Genomic DNA, 22,653 nt, shown 5'->3' on the forward strand with positions numbered 1-22,653 from the left:
TTAACGCTCGTATAATTAATTGCTTATTTTTTTAATCAATACGGCTGCATACGTAAACCGGCCAAATGGCTAAGACTAAGGCTTTTGAACCAAGTTTGAATTTCACAAATATAGACTGTCAGCAGGTAAGAAAAAACGACAATCCGCATTCTAAGGGTGCAAACCGATTATGGCTGTCGCCAATCAGGCATTCTTGCTGATGAGAACAGTAGTCGGCGGTTTCGATTGTCCTGCGCTATTGTGCTCAAATTAATCGCGTAAACGGCAGGGGTTCCCGTCTCTGAATTATCCGTATTCGTAAAGATTAGTTGTGCACCATTTGGCGAAAAACGGGGGTCTAAATCATTTGTGCCAGCCACTTTATTGTTCAGGTTTGGACTCGTCTGAGAGGAAGGCGTCGGAAATACGGACAAATCAAATACGGCATACGTAGCCAGGTCGAATAAATAAAGCCGGGCATCCAGTTGCCGCCCCTGTTCATTCATAAAACCGCTGGAATCGGCGGAGAAAACCAGTTGGCGGCCCGTCACTGAATAAACAGGGTTGCCAACCCGCCGATCTCTGCGGATATAGACGGTTTTACTGTCGGATCCATCGGTATTAAAAGTCGAAATTTCGTTGTCGTAAACACTATCCCCCGTAGTCCGGGCCGCAATTCGGTTGCCCTGGGGTGTCCAGTCGCAGCCGGCAAATGCACGACCACTTGGCGCCTGCGCCACCGCCCGAAGCCCCGTGCCATCAATATTAATGGCGAACAGTCGGTTATTGCTTGGATACAATAACTGGGTACCATCAGGCGACCAGCAAAAAGATAAATCCAGCTGATTGAGTCCTCCCACCGGCACCGATGTAATCTGCCTGGTATTGCTACCATCCAAATTCATAATAAATAGGTGCAGATTGGTATTTCTGTTCGAAATAAAGGCTACCTGCTGTTTATTTGGACTGGTAACCGGTCGCCAATTGCTCCCGTTTCGCGTAATCTGAACGGCTTCGCCGGTTGCATTTGATCCAAAGATTTGGAACTGTCCATTCAGAGGCCGGGCAAATAAATAGCTATAGTTTGGAAAGGCCGGGGTTGTAAATGACCATACAGGACCATTGACAACATTAACTTGATCGCTTGCACTGACTTTCCAGAAATACGTCGTGTTATACTCTAAATTGGAAAGGGCCAGCGTATCGATAGTCAGTCCGGTATAGGACTGGACCGGTGTGGTTAAGCTGGATTTATACAGGAGTACTTCATACCTCAGGGTATCGTTGTTCGGATCAGTTGCCTTCCATTTGAGCGTTACGGAGGTGGATTGAATCGTGGTCGCACTGGTAGGCGCAACCAAGGTAGGCACGGTTGGAGGAGTGTTTGGAACTTGAACCTGAGCCAGTATAAGGGTTATTGACGGTGGGGCCACATCGCCGGTTACCGTAACTGAAGCAATCTGGGTTGTAAAACCGGCTCTTTCCGCCTGAAGTGTGTAGGCTCCAGCCAAAACACTGTCGAAGCGAAACACGCCTGAAGCATCGGTTCTTACGATCCGGTTATTCGGGGATAAAGTTACCAGTGCATTGGCGACAGGTACTAAACTAGTATTGTTTAGTACTCTTCCCTGTACCGTAGCGTACTGAGTCGGACTGATCGTGAAATCCTCCTTGCAACTTAACAGACTTACTATTCCGATAATAAACAGAGCAAAATAAACAATAGATTTCATTAGAATTGCTTGATGGATAATTCTGTTTGTATAGTATTGATTTCCCCTATGGAGTTACTTTCGTAAATTTGATAGACTGAGTTTTTACCAGGAAGCGTCCAAGATGGAAAACTATTCCCACCGTAAAGCGGGTGTAGTAATCGCTGTGAGAACCCATTATTTTCCCATCCAGGGAATCCGTAAAGGGTTGACTAATCATCACCATTGACCGCAGTCCCAAAAAACTGCTCGGCGTATACTGCACTCCAATTCCACCTTGCGCTTGTCCATATTTCTCTCCTTGCAGTTCAAAAGGGGTTGACCCGCTGCGGCTCAAGACTCCAGCTCCGCCAAGCAGGATTGGAGTCCAGCGCTGGTAGGGGAAGGGCCTCAGAATCACATTGGCTTCCAGCGAGGTAAGGTTGACTGAAAAGGCGTCTTTACTGGCCATCGTACCCGTAGCCCCGTTTACCTGAATGCCAACAATTGGATTTATATACATTTCCAGCGATACACCATACATGCCTTTGGTCTCCCTTTGGGTATAATCACCCACATAGCGCATACTGCCCAAATAGGGGTGTACACTAATAAACGGGGCATTGATTCGGGGACGGAGTCCAAATAAACCCTTTTTAGCCTGGTTGTCCGGCAGGCCATCTTCGCTCAAATCCTTTATTTCCTGCTCGTATTTCTGGATTAAAGTACTCGTCACCAAAGCGGAGTTTTCGGGTGCTGACCACAAACCATCGCGTATTCCTTCGATCACTAATCCTTGTACGGCCTGTTTGATGGTTTCGGTTATGATAAACTGGCCTGGCAGGGTAGTAATTGTACCCGTTTCAGCTTCATAAGGCTTTTTAAATCTAACAAATTGGTACGAGTTGGCCCCGTTCGGTTGCGTGAAAAGGGTCTTGGACCTGTAGATGGTTTTTAAAATTTTACCTGACTGAGCCGACAGAATGCGCAGATACAAGGTGACCCGGTCTTGCTGATAGGGTCTGGAGCCGCCTTCACCGAAGTATTTAACGCCCTTCTCATCTAAAAATGTATTGGCATCCTGCGCCAAGATGCCTCCTTCCAGAAAGAAGTTCGCCCCCTGCACAGAAAGCGATTTCTCGCCCCCGTTGGCCAGAGTGGACTGAGCGCTTTTTCGCTCCTTGAGCAGACTGACGAGGTCATTGTGTTCGCTGGCTGTAAACCAGCCACTTTCTTCGAGCGCCTTGAGCAGAGTACCGGTATGATTCAGATCACCGATCACCGGGGGGGCGGTGTTCGTCAGGCTTTGATTTATTTGTTTTTGGTAATCTGTGAGATCACGAAATTTCAGAACGATTACTGGCACTTTTGATTTAGGAACTGGCAGTGGAGGAACATAAGCTGAAGCCGCCACCGTGCTTCTCGCTGGTGCTTGTTGAGCGAAGGCCGGTTTTTGAAAGAGCACCAAATAAAGTATTAGAGCTCCGATGAGTCTGGCAAATAAATGAAAGTAGTGATCTTTGAGTAAATAAAAATTCATGTAATGACGAAAGAGAGTTTTGTAAATAGATTCGTTGATAATGCTTGGGTCGATCTGTACCGTTTGAATAAAAACCGCCTTTAGCTTTCTAATAAATTGGGGTCGGCTTAGCCAGGCAACAGACTGAAGAGATCACTCCAACTACTTCTGTAGTATCTGTCAGTCCATATTGTTGCCAATAGAGGCTAATCCACCGGGTATAGGCTTCTAAAATTACTCATCTATGGGTTCTTTAATAGAGAAATTATTCACACCTATTTCACAGCCAGGGTTGCCTGCAACTATTTTACGGGGAGCTACATCCTTGGTAACTACGCTACAGGCTCCCACAATGGCCCGTTTACCAACCGAGACGCCAGGCATTATGAAAGCCCGGGCACCCACAAAAACATGCGGCCCGATCGAGATCGGAGCTGTTACCAGGTTTAAGGCTGCCTGGTCAAACGCGTGCGTACCCGTACATAAATACGCTTCCTGAGCAATCGTCGCGTGTTCGTGAATTTCGATTATCCCCAGGGAATAAGCATTCGCCCGATCGCCCAGGCAGGCATGATCGTGCAGGATAAGATTCCAGGGTACCTGAATCCGGGCACGTTGGTGAACAAAAGGAGAACCGTAAATTTTCGTACCGAAAAGTTTGAGCCAGAACAGTCGCCAGGCGTTAGCCGGTTTAGGCGTCCATGAGCACAAAATTGCCCAGACATATTCCCAAACCAACATTTTAATGCGGTGTTTTACGCTCCAGGGGCTGGCATAAGGATTGGCCTGGTTATAAGTTTTTGAATTTGCGACCATCACATCAATTTGTCGGGTTGACAATACGTTCAAACTCTTTTAAAAACTGGGCAGCAATGTGCTTTGTAGAATGTGTTCGTCTGACATTTAAGGCCAGACCTCCTAATTTTATCCGGTGCTCGCGATCTTCCTGCACCCGGTTTATCTGACCAGTGAGTAGATCAATCGCATTTTCAGCCCGGTGATCGAAAATTAAACCGTTCTTTTTATCAGTTATGAAATCCTGAAAACAGTCCAGCTTGGAGACGATAGGCACACATCCCCAGGCCATCGCTTCCAGGGGAGCGAGACCAAATGTCTCACCTTTTTCAGCTATGGACGGATAGACAAAAATAGAAGCATCCTGGTAATATTTATTCAATTTATCAATGTCAAATATGGGCCCTATAAATTCAACAGGAGCATCGCCTGCCAGTTGTTTTAGTGAATTGAGATAACCCATGCCACCTCCTCCGGAAGCGGTTTCCCAGGGGCCAACTAATTGTAATCTATAGTTTTGAGAGGTCTTCTTGTATGCTTTTATAAGTAAATCTAAACCTTTTTCCGGATGAATACGCCCGACGTACAATATAATTGGTTTTTTCCGGTTTAAATCGATCTCCAACGACGAAACAAAAGGGAGCGGATTTGGAATCATTACCACCTTATTATGTACCGATTGAGGGAGTTCATCTTTTATGGCCTGGGCAACGGCATTGGAGTTTGCTCGCAAACGTGCGGCTTGTTTGTAGAATTGCATTTGCTTTTTAGGCATTCGGGCCACATCAACAACGCATATTTTTTTGGCCTTTCCCGGTAGAATAATCGGTGCCCAAAAGGTATTGCTAATGACAACGTCGAAATCAGCGGAAAACAGTCGGCGCGCTTTTAACGTGTATAGTAAATCAAAAAATTTCAGAATCAATCCTGACTTTGGGGTATTATAGCCATCGATGCGAATATGGTTAACGCCATCAATCATCTCTGACCTGGGGAGCTGTTCAACATGCCGGGAAATCTGCGTTACACTATGACCTTGTAAGGCAAACTCCTTCCCTAATGCAAACCATCTTTTCTCTACCGCTCCCCCCAGGAGCGTGGGGACGGGTAAAAAGGCTCCCTGGAGTATTGCAATTCGCACAATTGTAATAAATTTAGATTTGACTAATACTGATCCAGCAATTCACTCATTCGGATCGACAGCTTTTCTATATGAAAATTATTTTCAAACATAGTTCGTGCCTGTTGACCCATTTGATTTTTTTCATCCGGCGATAAGGCGAGCCATTTATCCAGCAACTTCCGGCTTCCTTCCAAGGTATCCTGGGCAATTATGCCCCCCCCACCCGCTTCAATTTCTGGCCAGATATTGACCTGATACGAAATCAAGACGGGCTTCCGGCAACTCATTGCTTCAACGACCGCAATGCCAAAATTTTCCTGATGACTCGGTAGAATAAACGCTTCACACCCATAGAGAGCCCCCCATTTAGCGTCGCCGGTGAGCATACCCGGAAAATGCACCCGGTTTTTCAACTGAGAATTCTGTTCAACCATTTTTAGGAGTTCCTGACCATAGTCACGATCAAGTCCGGGTCCGGCAATCACCAGATCCGGAATGGGGACGTTGGTCTGAAGTTCCGTTTTTAGAAGCTGAGCGTAGGCGTCTACCAATAAATCAATCCCCTTTTTATAATGAATGCGGCTTAAAAATAGCAGGTAAGGTTTGGTAGAAACTTCCGGACATTTCTCCCGGAAATCCTTCGACATAGCGTCGGTAAAAGAAAGGGGCTCCTGAATACCGTAGCCAACATTTATCTCACGTTTTGGATGATAAGGCCGGAACGGTTTTCGAGCAAGTACCAGTTCCGCCTGACAGGTAAATAGAACGCCCGCAGCATCATTTACTACTTTGCTTTCAATAAATTTCCAATAAACCCAATTTCGAACCGCCTTTAGTTTCCGGACGTTGGAAACCTGAAACCAGGGATCTAACATTCCGTGGGGCATGACAAATACTTTAGGGATCTTGCCGGTATACGTTTTGTTCTTTTTTAACTGGCGAACGGCGCTCCAAACCGCATAAGATTGATAGAGCCAAATTCCATTTATAATTACTACGTCAAACCGGTTTATATTTTCAATAAGCCACGGAATAAGCTTCGAGCTATAATGCCAAGGGCGCTTACCGGGGCCTAGTGCATGGATCGGAAAAGAGTCCATTCCCAGAAAAGAATCGGTAGGGCTATTGAGCGAAACAACTTCTCTGGTTATACCAAGCTTTTGTGACTCTTTATCCAAATTCCGGATTCCCTGGCATGGTCCACCCGTCCGGGGATCCATACTGTTAATTACATGAAGGAATTTCATTTTTTATTCATAATTAGCAATAATGCGTTTATAAAGGGCTTCAACTTCATTTAAATACGAATGAGCGTTAAATCTTTGCGCATTAATGATCCCCTTTTCTACTACTTTTTTCCGTTCTTCCTGCGGTAAATCAAGTACGGTTTTAATGATTTCGGCAGCTTCATTAGCCCATGCCTTTCTATCGGCTAAATTTTCAGGTTGACGTGGAATAAAATAAGCGGCCTCACCCGCCACTTCGGTCATTGGTGCTTCACCCGTTGTTACAACCGGGCAACCCGCAACCATCGCTTCCGCGATCGGCCATCCAAATCCTTCTGCCAGCGATGGAAATACTAATAACGAAGCTCCCGCATAGGCCAATTGAACCGATTCATCGCTTATTCCGGTAAGAAAGATGATATCTGCTGCATACGGAGATGAATCTCTACTGTTCTGAAGCTTGGCCGACGGCGCTGCGCCGACTAAGATTAAGGGAAGAGTATACGAACTAGTTGATCGTAAGGCATTGTAAATGGCAATTAAGCCCCCCCGGTTTTTATACCACTGGTTTCCCCCTACATGCAACAAATAGCCTAATTCTAAATCGAGACCAACGGATTTACCAAACAGAGTTCTTGCTTTGTCAACAGGATAAGCTGTAAACGTCTTGTTTAAACCCGTATATAAAACTTCTGAAAAAGCAGGTAGAGAAGGCAATAAATGATGAAGGTCTTGCCGGGTCTTCTCAGAAACCGAAACAAAATTACGTCCTTGTGAATAACCACGGCGAATAAATGCCTGGTAGGTTTTACCGGTCCAGCTAATAGGATTTTCTGAAATTTGCCCCAGCGCAGACCGCTGCGCCAGAAAGTCATGGCAATGAATGATGTGTGGGCGTTTGGCTACTAGAGGCACCCAGGGACCTAAGGCATTATCAGTAATGACGAATAATGTATTGGAGCCACATTTTCGTAGTCGTTTTTGAACCTCAATAGGAAAGAGAATAAATTGAATAAAGTAACCAAACCATTTTTTAACGGAAGGCGGAATCTTGTAGTTATTTAATTGAGAGACAGGTGACCAAATCTCAACCGTATGGCCCCTTTCTCCCATCCCGTCCGATAACATCTTAGCGAAACGGGGCATGCTCTGTGACACTAAAAAACTAGGATGTGCAAAAAAAACGATGTTCATTTAGACAAGAAATCGAATCTGGAGACTAAACCAAACTTCTGATATTATCGACAATGGATTGATAACTGTAATTTTTAATAATCTCTTTGGAGTCCGGTTTCCACAGGAGTTTATTTTCAAATAGTACACTTTTAATTTTTGCCGATAATTCGTTGGTATCACCGGTTTTAAATACGTAACCATTTACCCCTTCCAAAACCAGATCATCTGAACAGCCGGTAAGATCCGATATAACCACTGGAAGATTAAAGTTCATTGCTTCATTGACAGAAAGACCCCATGTTTCACCTATTGTTGAACACATGACAAATACATCACTAATTGCATAAAATTGCGCAATGACGGATTGATTTACAAAACCGGTCAGTAGAACGTTTTTGAGTTGATTATCGCTTATGAACTTTTCCATCTCCGCCCTTAACTTCCCCTCGCCAACCATTATTAACCAACAATTTTTACTGTCAATATTTTTAAAGGCTTCTAGTAAGTCTAAAGGCTTCTTCTTGTCGACATATTTGGCAGAAAATAAAATTACTTTGTCATCTTCCTGGATATTATAATTCTTTCTAATCGCTTCAACATCGATTTCTGTTTTATCGAACCTGTTATTGTCAACTGCGTAAGGACATTTTAAAAGTCGGTTATCAGGTACGTCAAAGCTTTTGTAAAACAAACGGTTTTGTGAACCTATAAATAAAAAATAATCAACTCTGGGAAATAATATATGCTGGAAATAGAAATACTTCATTTTTTGTTTCCAGCCGGTTTTGTGTTTTTCGTGGCTTAATGGTGTTTCATTTCTTAAACATACCGTATGGCCCTTTATTTTACCCAGCATTATAACCAGGAAGTTGGTGAAATAATGCCACCCATGAACGATAACTACAGATTTTGGTATTCTGAAAAGCTCAACCAGCATCCCCAAATTTATCAATCCCCAGAAACCGTTTGCATGCGATGGTTTCCAGGACATATTCTTGAAGAACCGATACTTATATCCTTCAAGCAGTGGAATATCCCATTTTATTTTAACACCAAAGTCTTTATCCATAGTTGTATTCAAAGACCCCTTTGATGCATACCAGGCATCAACGTCCAACCCTTGCTCGTTCATGTATTTATACAATGGAGCAAAATATTGAATAGGATGCGAATTAATAAAGACTATCTTTTTCATGAAATGCACTAACTACTCTTGGTGTATTACTTACTCTAATTTATTGAAGAACCTGTTTAAATTTTTATTGAGAGCTAAATTTAAGTGTTAAGGGAGGTGTTATGTTATTATATTGCTATTTTTTGATAGAATTATCTTCTTAGCTATATTTTATCATGCTTAAAAGTGAATGTTTGTTATTTATTACGTCCTAAACCAGTTTCCGCAATTTAGTCAGCCTTAGGCGTAGTGATAACTTAAAATATTAATTTTTATACTTGTAAATCAACTTCTTTTCTTTCGTTTACGGTAGTTTTTAAACTGAATTCATACTTGTCGAAACCTTCAATTGCTAAAATAGATCCTACCGAAATCCACCACCAGATAGCAACTGGTGGTTGTATGCTTAGAGTCCCCAAAAGCCCGTTAATGATGACGTTAGCCATTAGAAAAGAAGACGGCAAACTGTACTTAGTATTCCTTATTTTTAGCCATTTGCTAAGGCAATAAAGAATCGTTAGGATTCGAAATCCGTACCAGATAACCAAAAGATAGAGCCCCCCTTCCCAGGCAATCGTTGCCGCGTCTCCTTCCGTCCAGAACCCCGCTGATCGGATCAGGTTTGCATAAGCGCTGATTTTTTCAGAACCATTGCTCATCACACCCAAACCGTTTCCTATTAAAATTGGCGTGGACTCTTGCACCCAGAACCAGTTTGCCCAGTTCGTTAGGCCATCAAAAACGCGTTCCGTTATTTCTGCTTCGTGTGATACTTCCGCTGTTCCACTAGAACGTTTGTCATACGCAGCAAAGAACCGGGGGTTTTGCATTCTAACCAGAAAAAGAGCAATAAACATTACGGTTCCTAATAGTGCTCCTTTCCAAATAATTTGAGAGGGAGCTTTCCAGGTAGCTAAAAGAAAGCCCAGTCCGACGCATCCTGTACTCCCAATTACCGCTGTTCGGCCACCCGTTATAAAGATCCCAATTAGAAATAAAATTCCCAGCCCGGTAGGAACTAGTAGCTTCAACGTATTTTTAGTGAAGTAAGGCAGAAAATATTGTGAAACGAGGAAAGCGCAAACTGCGTTTAAGAACCAGGAATACTGTGCGGTAAATGAGAAAGTCGAACTAACGCGAAGGTAACCAGCCGCAGCAAAACCTTCCAGAGAATTTCCACCCACACTTAGATTTAACCAATGCGTAGAAGGAAGGGAGTTTTGTATGATCGCAACTATAGTGGTTGGAACGATAAAGAATGCAAGAAAGAATGCAAATTGTTTAAATTGATTGAGCGTATTTGGAGGAAATGCAATAGGAACCAGTAACGCAATGACAATATACAGTAGGTACTGCTTCGCTGCAAAAATACTTAATGGTAAGTCAATCATTGCCGTATAAAGCAGCAAGGGACTTAATAGAAGCAGTAAAACTTTCCACCTTGTGTTAATAATCCTTAGCGTTGAAGATAGTCTGGCTTTGCTAATTAAATACATGGCATATACGCACAGAAAATCCTTTAAGAAAAATACGGCTAAGCCTAGAGTTGGAGGAAGCAGCTTACGCACTAGCCCCTCAAATACCATCACACCCATTAATAAATAAAGGAGTTGTTGATATTTTGTTGATATCTTTTCCACTGGTATAGCTGAATAAATATATACTTCTATTTTTTATCTTTTATCTGCGACAGAGTAGAAACAAGTAACTGTCCGGTTTCTTCCCATCCGTTTAATTGCAGCGATTTTTCCTTTGCCGATATTTTCATTGTATAATAGGATTCTTTTTCATCGGCCAGGAACTGAAGTTTCTCATGGATACTGTTTGAGTCTCTAATTGGAACGATAAATCCTTCCTTGCCATCAGAAATGATATCTGCTGCCCCCGTATTAGTCGTTGCGATAATTGGCAAACCGTATGATAAAGCTTCGCCAAGCACTAAAGCCAGCCCTTCCTCAATGGATGGAAGGCAGAAAACACTGGCACTGCGGTAAGCTTTTTGCAAAGCTTCTCCTTTAAGTACGCCCGTAAAACTTACTTGCGGTGGAATGTTTAAATCATCTATTCCGGTCAATTTTGTCTTTGGACCCACTATTATTAACTTCTTGCGTGGATGCTGAAGTTGCTCAAATGCCTGGAGTAAATACCGCAAACCTTTTCGTACCGAGATACTTCCAACATACAGAACTGTAAAATCTTCAGATTTCTCCTCCGAAGCTGTTTCCGTGTTCGCATTCATAAATGGGCTAAAACCGTACGGAACCTTTAAGAGTTTGTGTTCAGGAAAGCCCAGTTCCAGAAAACTATTTTTTACGAACTCCGAAGGCAGCAGGATATAATCAGCTTCCTTATATTCATCAATTCGCCGGTTTTTTTCTTTCTTATTAAAGGGGACCCAAGGAAGACTCAACGAACGATGCTCTTCCTGTAAAATGTCTTCCTGGTATTGTACGTGAGAATTAACCGCTTCTACGACTGTGATAATGCCTTTATTGTGCGCAAAACGGCAACTATGCAAGCCGCTTCCGTTATAGAACATAAAGATATCACAAGATTTAATAAATTTCTTACAGGCTAAGTCTTGTTCAATCTTCGACCAATAGGCAAGATACTTACTGATTCGAGCAGGGGCTCCAAACTTTAGGCTGGCGACATAAAGTGTCTGTAAAAAATCGGCACGATGAATCTTAGATCCTAATTCGTCGAACTTTGCAAAAGGGCTGAAGCGTGAGAGCCCACTGATAAATGAACTTAAAACGTCCGCTTTAAACATTGCTAAAGCGTAGCGGTAATGATGAGCTCTATTGGGGGCAGTGTAAACAACTTTCATAGTATTTGGAATGCTTTGTCAAAATGAGCTTAAACGATGATTCCATTCGGCACTACCATTGCTCATTCTGTGATTACCGGCTTTTAAATAGACTGCCACTGTTGATTGCTGATCGCACCCGGTTTCAGTAAACCGGGTGTGGTTCAGGTATTAAGTGCCTTTGTAAATAATTTCAAATACTTCCCTGCCACAACAGCCTGATGATGGGCAACGAGGTGCTGCGGTGCGGCATCCCGGAGTTTTTCTTCCAGATCAACATCATTAAGAAGTTGCCAGATTACCTCTACCAGGCTGTTTACACTTCCGCGTTTAAAAATCAGACCCGCTTCACCTACTGCATCTGGTAAACCGCCACCATCAGATACAATGGGCAAACAGCCACACGCCATACCCTCCAAAGCAACAATCCCGAAAGGTTCTTCCCAATTTGAAGGAACAACCAAAAAACGATGTTGATTTAAACAGTCAACCAGGCTTTTCCCACGCAGAGCGCCTGTGAATAAAATATGATCTTGTAAATTTAGTTCTAAAACTAATTGCTCAAGCTTTTGCCTTTCAGGCCCATTACCAACGATGGTTAACGACATTTTTTGCGAGTGGCCCTGTTGGGCCTGCATCCTTTTCGTAAGTTCATAAAAGGCCTGAATAGCAAGATCCGCCCCTTTATCAGAAACTAAGCGTCCAAGAAATATGAAATCCTTTGTCTTGGGAATCGTGTCTACACGCTTAAAGCTCTCTGCTTTATAAGGATTCCCTATGACTAATGACGCCGGCCAACAGCGGTTTTTAACAGCCTCACTACAGGCAATTACGTATTTAGCGCGGCTTAACCATTTGATTTTAAGATAATTTTTCCAGTTAAGTTTTTCATTTATCGATCCTATCCAAGTCTGTAAACTGATAACAGATGGACGGTTTAGGAATCCACCTACCCAAGATAGCTGGATACAGGGATTGTTCTCAAAAATTATATCTGCCCAAAGATGCTCACTGACTAGTTGTTTAAAGCCTGGTTTCCTGATCACCTCGTATGGAAAGTCATCTTTGGAAGAACTGGTCGACCAGGTCAGAATATGAATTTCGTGCCCTTCTTCTACAAAACTAGTTGCCAAACCCTCCGATATACTTTCAATTCCACCAATATCTGGATGGAATTTATGAGATAACATTAGAATTTTCAATTTGATGTGCTAGGTTAAATAAGTGCTTAACGTTGAGAGATTTTATTAATTCATAGTCAGGTTGTTGAGAGATCTGCTATAAATTGTTGAGCGATATTTCCCACTGTTGTATGAATCGGTATGGATTTGTCCTTATTGTTTATGCATACCTCAAAGTTCCCAATCGTATATTCAAGTACTCCGGGAAGTGATTCTGGTATTTTTACCTTTCTAGGATGCCATGGTTTTGAAACACATAAAACCGGTAAGCCATGTGCATGCATTGCCGCAATCGACCCGCTTTTACCTGACAAGGCGACCGGCGTCGTTGAAAGGCCGATTGATGATTTTTCTAGAATCTCTGAAATCTTTTCGGGGGGCTGCTCACCAAGCATTTTCACATTCAATCCTTGAGACTGCCACGCTTTGATCCATATTTCCTGTTCTTTACCACTCCGACCTACAAGGGTTAAGTCAACATCAAGACTTCTTTTAGTGGCATAGTTAGCTACTTCCATCGCTAGTTCTTCAACCGGTGCATCAGGATGAATGCCACCAAAAAAAACGAAATTGATTTTATCTGGAGACTTGTCTGGTAGTTGTTTTGAGGTAAACGGGTTACTGGTCGGAGTAGGAATGTTTGGAAATAAAGGTAAGAGTGCGGTTTTAATGCCTAATTTTTGAAGATGGATTTGGTATAATAGATTTTGTGTATGAATTACGTTGGGTTGCAATGTATTAATTAATGCCTTCGTTAAACGGCGTTGCGTCCAGCCCCATAAAAGATGCTTTGTTGAGGATTGGGTTGATAATCCCAACCACAATTCATGAAACATCAAGTGAATTTTCCTGCCGGAACTTAGTCCTTTTATTGAACTGCCCAAGCCAAAAGGCAGGCCCTTTAGTTGAAATGAAAAAGGGACAAATTGTAAACTGATCCAATCAGGGTTAAATGACTTCACCAATTCCGATGCCTTTTCAATTCTCTTTTTCCAGGGTACCTGAGGAGATAAGCGTAATGTATAGATTTGATTTGTGCCTTCGTGTTGAAAACCGTCCGCTAGGTACTGTTTTAAATGTCTGTCGTTTAAAGCAATAATAGCAACCTGGTGGTTCTGGGCGATTAATTCACCTGCTAATTTTCGGGTATAATCACCAACCCCATCCCGTCCAGCTTCAAGGGAGCCACAAATAAAAATAATTTTCATAGGGTACTAAAGCTCTCCTTTTCTATAAAACCGCCCGATAAAAGCGGCACAGCTAAGTGCCATCCTGGTTAAACGAATCACATGCTGTGGCTGGGACGTTACAACACCGTTTGCGGAATTCCAATAACAGTGGTCTACTCGCCGGGGTGGAACACCATAAATTGCCTGCAAAAGGGGTTTTCTATGCCACGGTTTGGGCTGTCCAAGTGCGTGTGGCATTAAGGCGGAGCCAGCTTTAAAAGCCATCCCTTCTTTGCCAATAAAACTCACCTTACCATTCCATGCTTCAATAGTGGCATTTAGAGCGTCTTGGTCAGTTTTGCTAAAAGGTTCAAACGGCCCCTGATTTTCTTCAGACAAGGGTGTTCCCTTGAGAGAGGAGCGATTGAGACCACCAATTTGAATGGCCATCAACTCTTGAATTTTCTTCCACAGGATTAAAAACTCCTGGTTTTCGACTCCCAAAAATCCACCATTCACATAGATCGGAGTATTGAAACTAAGCTTAATACCTTTTCCGAGAAAGAATTCTCGCCATGCGGTGCGCCGTGGATGAAATTCTGCCAGAGGTGAGTTTACGTCTTCACACACGGCAACTCCACATTCTACCCATCTTTTAAAATACAACCACGGAGCTGTTACTACAATATCCGGATCAAAGTATAACATTTGCTTTGCTCTTTTTTCTATTTGATTCCAAAGCAAAAGCATAAAATCGGGTTTGTAATTCGTAAAATGATGGGTTGTTTCGATGGGTAAAAAATGAAGTCGAAGTCCATCAGCTACGTTAAAGCTTTTACTGTCTTTCCATTCGACTACCGTATCGCTCTTTGGAAAAGTAGCCCAGAACGGCAGTTCGCCCCGGTAGCCTGCGTATATATCGCCCCTAAATCCGTGCTGGTACAAAGAATTTACAAGTGCCGCAACTCCATAGTGATAATGTCCTTCAAACAAGGTGCATACAACCGAGTGATTTTGCATTTATTTAATAAATTTTTGCAGACAATCTCAGGATTATCTTAATTTTCAGTTTCATAGTTAAAAACTAGATTTTATACGTATTAACAGAGATATGTTCTATTCAATTTGACACTAAAATACGACAACATCAATTAGAATGATGATAAAACCGACTTATTAGTGACGCTAATCTGATGTCCAAGTATCTGATTCTCCTTTGCGATTTATTGAAAATAAGAACTGGATATTTTGTATATAGAAAAAAAGCTTTTTCCGCTGATGAAGCAGGCCTTCCATTTAGAGCCGCCAGAATGTAGCTTTTTTTCCATGGTTTAGGTTGTCCAATTGCGTGCATCATAAGGTTCGAACCATACTTAAAGGCCATTGCTTCTTTGCCAATAAAGCTTATTTGTTTTTCCCAGGCCTCAACTGCTACATTCAAGGCGTCTTGATCCGGAAGTTCAAATGCATTGAATGGGCCAACAGCGTCTTTAAGTAACTTTTCTCCGCCGGGTAATGGAGATCGGTTTAATCCTCCAATGTGCGTCTCTATATTTGATAAAACGTCTTTCCAAATATGTAAAAAATTTAAGGAGCTTTTTTGTATACCAACAAATCCAGCGTTAGCATAGATTAGATCTTTGAAGGAGAGATTTATGCCTATTTCACCGAAATGTCGTCTCCAAACGACACGTCTTGGGTGAAACTCAGGTAAAGGTGAGTTTACGTCCTCGCATAGGGCTACGCCACAGCTTGCCCATATTTCAAAGCGAGACCAGGGACAATATATAACAATATCAGGATCGAAATAATAAAGGTTGGTTGCATCTTTTGCAGGGCCCTCCCACAAACGAAGCATAAAATCGGGTTTGTAATTCGCAAAATGATGGGTTGTTTCGATGGGTAAAAAATGAAGTCGAAGTCCATCAGCTACGTTAAAGCTTTTACTGTCTTTCCATTCGACTACCGTATCGCTCTTTGGAAAAGTAGCCCAGAACGGCAGTTCGCCCCGGTAGCCTGCGTATATATCGCCCCTAAATCCGTGCTGGTACAAAGAATTTACAAGTGCCGCAACTCCATAGTGATAATGTCCTTCAAACAAGGTGCATACAACCGAGTGATTTTGCATTTATCGATTATCTATCTTTAATATATTTTGCAGGTACGCCCGCCCAAATTTGCATGGGAGGTATGTGTTTATTAACTACTGATCCTGCTCCAATCACACTTCCCTTTCCGATTCTAACTCCCGGAAGAATAATACTCCTAGAACCAATCCAAACATCTTCTTCAATAGTTATTGCCGAGGATTTAATTGGTTGTAAATAAATAGGTAATTCAGGGTTTGTTTCATGAAATATATCTACTATTGTCGTATTACTAGCTATCCAACAATTATCATGAATAGTTATTTGACTTTTACTGTTAATTTCGGTACACCTGCCTAAAAATACATTGTTCCCAATTTTTATTTTATTATCTGGATCAAATGGGTGTGAGATATTAAAATCAACACAGTCTTGTATTATACAACCATTTCCTATTAAAACTTTGTTAGGCCATTTGCAGGTAATCCTACCTAGGTTCGTACCTTTGCCAACTATTAATCCAAGCCATTTAAAATAAAACAGTCTAAAGCCGGCTCTAACGTTGTCGATTTTATTTAATATTATATTTCTTTTCACGCACTTTGTTTTAATTATTATATCTTCATACAGTATCCATAAAATCTTTTATGCCACTTCTTGAACTGTACTAGTTTTAACGTATAAACAATAAATGAAATAACAAATATACTGTAAAAGATAAATGCCATATAGGAATAAGTTGTAGAAAATTACCCCGCTCAAAGTTGAAATGTTAAAGATAAATATTCCGAATACTATTGCAATTATTTCTATAGGTATATTCACTAATGGTTTTATAAACCACCCGCGACTTGCGGCAAGTGCAGTATGTAATCCACTTATTAAACCTACACATGTAGTAACGAAATATAGAAACAATTCAGCATTCAATCCTACGTAGTTATTGCCTAAAACGGATAAAAACAAAGGGGAAAAAAAATAAACTATCGTGCAGGCTATACCTAGAAGTGACAATGTAATAAATAAAATAGCAAAGTAGCTCTTAACTAAAAGAGTCTTCTGATTATTTAAACGGGCATAACGAGGTATAATTAAAATTCCAAATACAGTATTAAAAAGTGTCATTAATGCAGTAATTCTTCCTAATGCACCTATTTCAGCAATTGATGTGGAATTACCAAAGAAGGAGATGATCCAGATGGTTATTTGCCCTGTTAAACAGTAGAATATTGCGTTTGGCATTACCCGCTTTACTGTCTTTGTAATTTCTTTTTGTATCTCTTCGTTATAGTTGCCGCCAGCTATAAATTTATTGGAAATTTTTCTTAAACGGATATTGCCATAAGCTCGAGGAATACCGTTACAAAGAACCGCTAAAGATGCAAACGGAAATATAAATAAAACCGCACAACTTAATAATAAGCGCCATATGCTTACCTGTAATTGGTTACGTTGTAAGGGTTTAATGTCCTGATGTAATTTGGGCGTTATCGATAATACGGTATCAGAAAGAGCCGAGATAAAAGCCGGGATTACAGACAATGAAATTAATAGCGTAGTTAATAAGCTGGCACCATTATGGATAAGTAAATAAAATAAAATAGGCATGGCAATGAGCAAGCTCACAATAGCAAACCGCTTGCGCATGTACAGACCTGTGGAAACCACGTCCCCAAGTTGCTTTTTATCTTGCCAGACTTTCCCCCCTAATGATAGTACACTGTTCGAAATACCGCCATCCGCCAGGATGGTCATCGTCCCCAACATGGTGTTGGCAATGGTATAAAAGGCATATTCCTGGGTAGGTAAAAGACGCACAACCAATATACCGCACAATAATCCCGCAATTTGCACCACTGCTTGGGCACTACCCGTTATGGTAATCAATTGACCCCATTTTAAGGCTTTAGCATAACCCGGGTAACTCTTGATTTTATTTAAAGTAGCTATTGCCAAAATGTTATTCAGCTTTAAAGTGTGATCCTATTTTTATAGACTAGTAAATGCTTGGCAGCATATATAATTGTACAAGCGCGCATAAAATAAATTAAACTGCCCTGGAGCAAAATAGACCCATCCTTTTGAGACCAAAGGGATAGGTCTCCGAATCTGGCGGTTTATCAGTTCATCGTTAAAATGCCAGCGAGTCACACTTAGTATGAATTACCGGTATCCGTATTCAAATGCCTGATTCTTCTCGTACTCAACTCCGTTGAAGATGACATTCAGTGATTTGAATTTATGCTTGGTTGTCATGTTGGTCAGCAATTGAATACAGTTTCGGGGCGTGTAATCATTCCGCACAATGTAAAATACCTTATCGGCGTATGGAGCTAAAATCGTGGTATCCGCCAGGAAGGTCACCGGTGGCGTGTCGAGGATAATGTAGTCAAACTGCTGGCGAAGGGTATTCAGCAATACCCCCATACGGCCATTTGACAACAATTCGGAAGGGTGAGACGGAATAAAACCGCTCGAAATCAGAAATAAGTTTTCGTGGCCGGTTGTTCTGATTAATTCGCTTACATCACTGTCTCCGGAAAGATACTCGGCTAAACCTGGCATGCCTTCATTCGACATGCCCATGTAACTGGTAGTCTTTGGTTTACGCAAGTCTGATTCTAGTATAACCACTCGTTTACCCAGTTGCGCGAGACTAAAAGCTAGGTTAATGCTAAAAAAGCTTTTACCCTCTCCACTGATGGACGAAGTAACCAGTATAAGTTGACTGCCTGGAGGGGGCTGATTTCCGTCGATCATGGGCAAATTCGCCCGTAATACGTTAAACTGTTCAGTGATAATTTTATTGGTATCGATGCCAGTGAAATTCCCTTTTTGTGACCGGGGATTTTTCATGATCTCACCAAACACAGTGAGCCCGGTTTCGTTTTCAATTTCACTTCGACTTTTTACTTTGCCGCTCAGCTGAGTCTTCGCCGTAATCCCACCAATTGGAATCAGTAATCCTACCAAAAAAGCAACAATGTACGTATTCGTAGGATTAGGGGTAAGCGGGAAACCGCCACTAGAGGCTTCATCGATAATCCGACTGTCGGTAACAGCTGACGCATAGGCAATTGCAGCTTCTTCTTTTTTCTGAAGTAACAACAGATATAGACTCTCTTTAATACTTTGCTGCCGTTTAATTGTTATAAACTCGCGTTCCTTACGAGGAATGGCCCGCATAGATAGATCGGCTTGTTTATTGGTCTGTCGCAGGTTATCAAGATTAAGTTGCAGGTTTTGCCGCTGATTTGCTACGTTTTCCTGAATAGCGGCCTTCGTACTTTCTATTTGAGTAGTAATCCCCTGCAGAAAAGGATTATCCTTTTGCATGGTTCTACTCAATTTTTCATGCTCACCTTGTAGGGCAATCAATTTAGTTAGATGCTCTCTTAAAATAGGGTCCGGTAGACTACTCAACGACGGAGCAACTCCACTTTGGCTATTTTTCATATAGGAATCAATTCCATCCAGGATTTTCAAATTAACCTCGGCCTGATTAAGATTGTTCGCGGTCGAATTAGCAGCACCAAGGATTATGTTACCTTGCTGAGCTAAATCAGTAACTCCATGGGTGTTTCTATAATCTTCAAAATTATGTTCTACACTGCCTAGTTCTCCCGTAATTAACCGCAAACGATCAGTAATAAATTGCAATTCATTTTTAGCTTCAAGGTTTTTATCAGCCAGTGAGATCGTTGTGTGGACCTCCAGAAGCTTGTTAATAATGGCCCTACCCCGGTCAGGTACGGCATCATCAAAGAATATCTTCAGAATTGAACTTTGAAGTGAAGCCGAAGCAATTTTGAGTTTTGCTTGATAATATTGGGCTATTTGTTCACGATTGTGAAAACTCACTTTGACCAGACCACCATTTTTTTGATAAGTCGAATCCTTTAAAAAGACCCTGAAGCTGCCGTATTCGCTTTTAGCATTTTGGTCAAAATTGTATCTTCCTTTGGAATTGCCATCAATATCTTGTAATTCGTATTGCTGCGGGTTAAGAATTTTAACAAAAACCGGTGCCAAATAAGCATTTGGAGTTAACGAGCTCGTGTATAGCCTGATAGGCGATAAACCATACATTTCTATATCACGCCCAATGTGACCCTGCTCATAGTAGCGAACGGTAAGATTAAGCTCATCCACAACCTGTACCATTAAGCTACGGGATTTGAGAAGCTCTACCTCATTCTCGACGGTCACTGCTCCGCCGATGAATTGTTCTTCCTGTAAAATTCGATCACTTGCGCTTTTGGGCTTATCCTTAATCAACATGGTCGCACTGATCAGATAGGAGGGGGTTGCGTAGCGCAGATACAAATAAGCTCCACCGAGTGCAAGCGAAATTGACAAAATAAACCAGTACCAATTTTTAAGGTATTGGAGCAGGAAACGACGGATGTTTAGTGTCGGTCGTTGTTCTTCCCTAAAGTTGTAAACTGCCTCAGTCATAATTATTTAAGCCAAATACTATTCCACTTATTTCTTTCGCCGAATACGTAAACGTATATTATCTTATCTTAAAAAATTGTTATATAATAGCAACGAGGTAGTTATAATCGTTACGACAATAGGAATCAATTGTAATGTTCGATCCGACCCGGTTAATCTTCCAGGTCGTGATGCTACGTAAATCACGTCATTATTTTCAATGAAATAATATGGAGAGTTAAGGATTTGACGTGAAGTTAAATCAAGTTTTATCACTTCACGTTTGCTATTGACACTACGAATTAACATCACATTATTACGTTGTCCGAAAAGCGTTAAATCGCCAGCTATTCCAATTACGTCAGGTAAAGTAGTTTGCCTATTGAGAAGATTATATATTCCCGGCCGGTTTACTTCACCAATTACGGTAAACTTGTGATTCAGTAACCGGATGTCAACAGAAGGGTCTTTTATGTACTGGGTTACAATTTCCTTTAAGAAAACATTCGCTTCGTTGAGGGTCATTCCGGCTAACCTTACTTTTCCTGCCAGTGGAAAGTTAATTTCTCCGTTTTGATCAACAGAATAGCCCAATGGCTGGCCTTGAGAGGTTGAAACACTACCTGGAAAACGACTGGTCTGAATTAGAGTTGTGTTCGCCGTATTGAAAATGGCATTAGACTCTTCACTCAAACTGTTTACGACAATCGCTAAAATATCGTCTGGTTGTATTCTCTTCGGAATTTCTTCAATTCTTGCTAAGTTAGCATACTGCTTATCCTCAAGCACATCCTTATTTTGGAAATAAGTTATTGTTCTCGAAGAAGTGCACGAGGTAAATAGCGTGGAGGTCAGTGAAAAGACAATCAGACCTATTAAAGGAAAAATGTAATTAATTCTAGTAAAAATCTTTGGCATACTTGAAAAGTTTGATCGTAGGTCTACTAGTCAAAAGGCGGTATTGAAATAAAACTTTAAATGAATTAATTGATCGCAGGAGGTTTAGGAATACGTTAATAGCAACAATCAGTAGATTCATATGTGAATACCAGAAGAGCTATTCCTGTTGTACTGTTTTAAGCCTGTAAGGGAGTTAGGAACTAAGGAATCAGTTAATCGTAGTATATAAACCCACAATTTTAATAGCCTATTTTTTTATATCGTCATTTGATAGCACTTTAGTTGATACGGAATAATTATATGAGATAACTTATATAGTATAGCATATTCACAATCCGTTATTTTTGAATAAACTATTTTAAGTAGATAATCGCAACCGATGCAACTGTTTTTCAAACATATTGAAAATCCAGTTTGCCAAATTCAGGAACGGATTTACTTAAAGTCAAGCAAAATGATTTGGATTTTCTGCATATCTATTCTACAAATTTTTAAAATATAACTTATCAAAGAAATAAATTCTCAAAAATAGTAAAATTTCACCAAAACAAATTTAAACAAAATAAGTTAATCATCACCTTAATTGTCCACTAATTTGAATAGGTGCTGGTGAGGTTCTGCATTTTAACAGCGAATAATACGCTTATTGACTTGCTGCGAAAACAATTATCAGTCAACTCATGAATGATATTTATTCGCCTAATTTGGCTTGTTCTATAATAGAACGGCTATATTACGAAAAATAACCAGACAAGTTGCAAAATAAATTTACCATTTAATCATTTTCTTTCTCTTCATGCTTCCCCTAGCTATTTTTAAATACCGGACATTTCAAAGAGTAGGAACTGAATTTTCGTAGCATGTTCTCTTCCCTTTGAAATTGTCTGAATTCTCCATTTGATAATGTCGGCTAAGGATACACATAAGAATCAATGATCTTCAGAAAAGCCCGGAATTTGGTGGAGTTGATTCCGCTTTTACAATGGAGCAGTTCTTTTGGCTTTTCACTAGTCTGGATGTATCAAAGAAGTGTACTTCTCTATCTAGAATAGACATTGACTTTTTTGCAGGAAGACAACCGGTAGACTTATTTTAAGAGTCCCCGATTGGTCTTCCGACAAAAAACAGTAGAACTAAGTTATACCTGTCATCAATCTATTCGTAATAATTGGGCACCAGGTGACCTTCACCGGCCAGCAGTTGATCCCGCCGGAACAACTCTACGTCCGCCCGCATCATGTCCTTGACTAGACCCACCAGATCATACTTGGGCTGCCAGTTGAGCTTGGTCATCGCTTTGGTCGGATCACCCAGCAGCAGGTCCACCTCCGTCGGCCGGAAATACCGCTCGTCGATCGCCAGCACTTCTTTGCCTACTTCCACCGGA

18 protein-coding genes are annotated in these 22,653 nt (G+C 41.3%); all 18 read right to left on the reverse strand.

From position 1 onward, the window contains the following. Positions 1-167 precede the first annotated feature (167 nt). Positions 168-1,712, reverse strand: coding sequence for a carboxypeptidase regulatory-like domain-containing protein (locus ACYVHX_RS20940; protein ID WP_460673642.1), 1,545 nt, complete (start codon positions 1,710-1,712; stop codon positions 168-170). 46 nt (positions 1,713-1,758) lie between these two features. Beyond that, entirely contained in the window at positions 1,759-3,210 is a 1,452-nt protein-coding gene (locus ACYVHX_RS20945) for a CsgG/HfaB family protein (RefSeq protein WP_460673643.1), read from the reverse strand. A 213-nt stretch (positions 3,211-3,423) separates the two neighbouring features. Further along, positions 3,424-4,038, reverse strand: a complete 615-nt coding sequence (locus ACYVHX_RS20950) for a DapH/DapD/GlmU-related protein (RefSeq protein WP_460673644.1) — start codon at positions 4,036-4,038, stop codon at positions 3,424-3,426. After that, positions 4,010-5,125, reverse strand: a complete 1,116-nt coding sequence (locus ACYVHX_RS20955; RefSeq protein WP_460673645.1) for a glycosyltransferase family 4 protein — start codon at positions 5,123-5,125, stop codon at positions 4,010-4,012. Before ACYVHX_RS20955 ends, ACYVHX_RS20950 begins: the two co-directional genes overlap by 29 nt. Positions 5,126-5,148: 23 nt before the next feature. Next, entirely contained in the window at positions 5,149-6,327 is a 1,179-nt protein-coding gene (locus ACYVHX_RS20960; protein ID WP_460673646.1) for a glycosyltransferase, read from the reverse strand. Positions 6,328-6,357: 30 nt separating this feature from the next. Then, complete coding sequence (locus tag ACYVHX_RS20965) at positions 6,358-7,527, reverse strand: glycosyltransferase (protein ID WP_460673647.1); 1,170 nt, start codon at positions 7,525-7,527, stop codon at positions 6,358-6,360. Positions 7,528-7,552: 25 nt separating this feature from the next. Continuing rightward, entirely contained in the window at positions 7,553-8,704 is a 1,152-nt protein-coding gene (locus tag ACYVHX_RS20970) for a glycosyltransferase family 4 protein (protein WP_460673648.1), read from the reverse strand. 251 nt (positions 8,705-8,955) lie between these two features. Further along, the gene (locus ACYVHX_RS20975; protein WP_460673649.1) at positions 8,956-10,323 is read right to left on the reverse strand and encodes a hypothetical protein; all 1,368 of its coding nucleotides are present in this window, start codon (positions 10,321-10,323) and stop codon (positions 8,956-8,958) included. Between the two features lie 26 nt (positions 10,324-10,349). Beyond that, on the reverse strand, positions 10,350-11,513 hold the full coding sequence (locus ACYVHX_RS20980) for a glycosyltransferase family 4 protein (protein ID WP_460673650.1): 1,164 nt from the start codon (positions 11,511-11,513) through the stop codon (positions 10,350-10,352). A 143-nt stretch (positions 11,514-11,656) separates the two neighbouring features. Beyond that, positions 11,657-12,682, reverse strand: coding sequence for a glycosyltransferase family 4 protein (locus tag ACYVHX_RS20985; protein ID WP_460673651.1), 1,026 nt, complete (start codon positions 12,680-12,682; stop codon positions 11,657-11,659). A 68-nt stretch (positions 12,683-12,750) separates the two neighbouring features. Beyond that, positions 12,751-13,881, reverse strand: a complete 1,131-nt coding sequence (locus ACYVHX_RS20990) for a glycosyltransferase family protein (protein ID WP_460673652.1) — start codon at positions 13,879-13,881, stop codon at positions 12,751-12,753. Positions 13,882-13,887: 6 nt separating this feature from the next. Then, positions 13,888-14,862 carry a hypothetical protein gene (locus ACYVHX_RS20995; protein ID WP_460673653.1) on the reverse strand — a complete coding sequence of 325 codons (975 nt, stop codon included), beginning with the start codon at positions 14,860-14,862 and terminating at the stop codon, positions 13,888-13,890. Positions 14,863-14,989: 127 nt separating this feature from the next. Further along, entirely contained in the window at positions 14,990-15,970 is a 981-nt protein-coding gene (locus ACYVHX_RS21000) for a hypothetical protein (RefSeq protein WP_460673654.1), read from the reverse strand. 7 nt (positions 15,971-15,977) lie between these two features. Then, positions 15,978-16,526 (reverse strand): acyltransferase, encoded by a 549-nt coding sequence (locus ACYVHX_RS21005; protein WP_460673655.1) that lies wholly within the window; start codon positions 16,524-16,526, stop codon positions 15,978-15,980. Between the two features lie 48 nt (positions 16,527-16,574). Continuing rightward, positions 16,575-17,885: an MATE family efflux transporter gene (locus tag ACYVHX_RS21010; RefSeq protein ID WP_460673656.1), complete on the reverse strand. Its 1,311-nt coding sequence runs from the start codon at positions 17,883-17,885 to the stop codon at positions 16,575-16,577. 207 nt (positions 17,886-18,092) lie between these two features. Further along, a complete protein-coding gene (locus tag ACYVHX_RS21015) occupies positions 18,093-20,387 on the reverse strand; it encodes a GumC family protein (RefSeq protein WP_460673657.1) in 2,295 nt (764 codons plus the stop codon). Between the two features lie 63 nt (positions 20,388-20,450). Next, positions 20,451-21,284: a polysaccharide biosynthesis/export family protein gene (locus ACYVHX_RS21020; RefSeq protein ID WP_460673658.1), complete on the reverse strand. Its 834-nt coding sequence runs from the start codon at positions 21,282-21,284 to the stop codon at positions 20,451-20,453. 1,137 nt (positions 21,285-22,421) lie between these two features. Beyond that, a partial coding sequence (locus tag ACYVHX_RS21025) for a GDP-mannose 4,6-dehydratase (RefSeq protein ID WP_460670401.1) occupies positions 22,422-22,653 on the reverse strand: 232 nt, incomplete at its 5' end.

The organism is Larkinella ripae, from assembly GCF_054780775.1.

Excerpts from the sequence above, each read along its gene's own strand:
- ACYVHX_RS20985 (WP_460673651.1), bottom strand. The coding sequence starts at position 12,682 with ATGTTATCTCATAAATTCCATCCAGATATTGGTGGAATTGAAAGTATA.
- ACYVHX_RS20965 (WP_460673647.1), bottom strand. The coding sequence starts at position 7,527 with ATGAACATCGTTTTTTTTGCACATCCTAGTTTTTTAGTGTCACAGAGC.
- ACYVHX_RS20960 (WP_460673646.1), bottom strand. The coding sequence starts at position 6,327 with ATGGATCCCCGGACGGGTGGACCATGCCAGGGAATCCGGAATTTGGAT.
- ACYVHX_RS21015 (WP_460673657.1), bottom strand. The coding sequence starts at position 20,387 with ATGACTGAGGCAGTTTACAACTTTAGGGAAGAACAACGACCGACACTA.
- ACYVHX_RS21000 (WP_460673654.1), bottom strand. The coding sequence starts at position 15,970 with ATGCAAAATCACTCGGTTGTATGCACCTTGTTTGAAGGACATTATCAC.
- ACYVHX_RS20990 (WP_460673652.1), bottom strand. The coding sequence starts at position 13,881 with ATGAAAATTATTTTTATTTGTGGCTCCCTTGAAGCTGGACGGGATGGG.
- ACYVHX_RS20995 (WP_460673653.1), bottom strand. The coding sequence starts at position 14,862 with ATGCAAAATCACTCGGTTGTATGCACCTTGTTTGAAGGACATTATCAC.
- ACYVHX_RS21020 (WP_460673658.1), bottom strand. The coding sequence starts at position 21,284 with ATGCCAAAGATTTTTACTAGAATTAATTACATTTTTCCTTTAATAGGT.
- ACYVHX_RS20945 (WP_460673643.1), bottom strand. The coding sequence starts at position 3,210 with ATGAATTTTTATTTACTCAAAGATCACTACTTTCATTTATTTGCCAGA.
- ACYVHX_RS20940 (WP_460673642.1), bottom strand. The coding sequence starts at position 1,712 with ATGAAATCTATTGTTTATTTTGCTCTGTTTATTATCGGAATAGTAAGT.
- ACYVHX_RS20980 (WP_460673650.1), bottom strand. The coding sequence starts at position 11,513 with ATGAAAGTTGTTTACACTGCCCCCAATAGAGCTCATCATTACCGCTAC.
- ACYVHX_RS20970 (WP_460673648.1), bottom strand. The coding sequence starts at position 8,704 with ATGAAAAAGATAGTCTTTATTAATTCGCATCCTATTCAATATTTTGCT.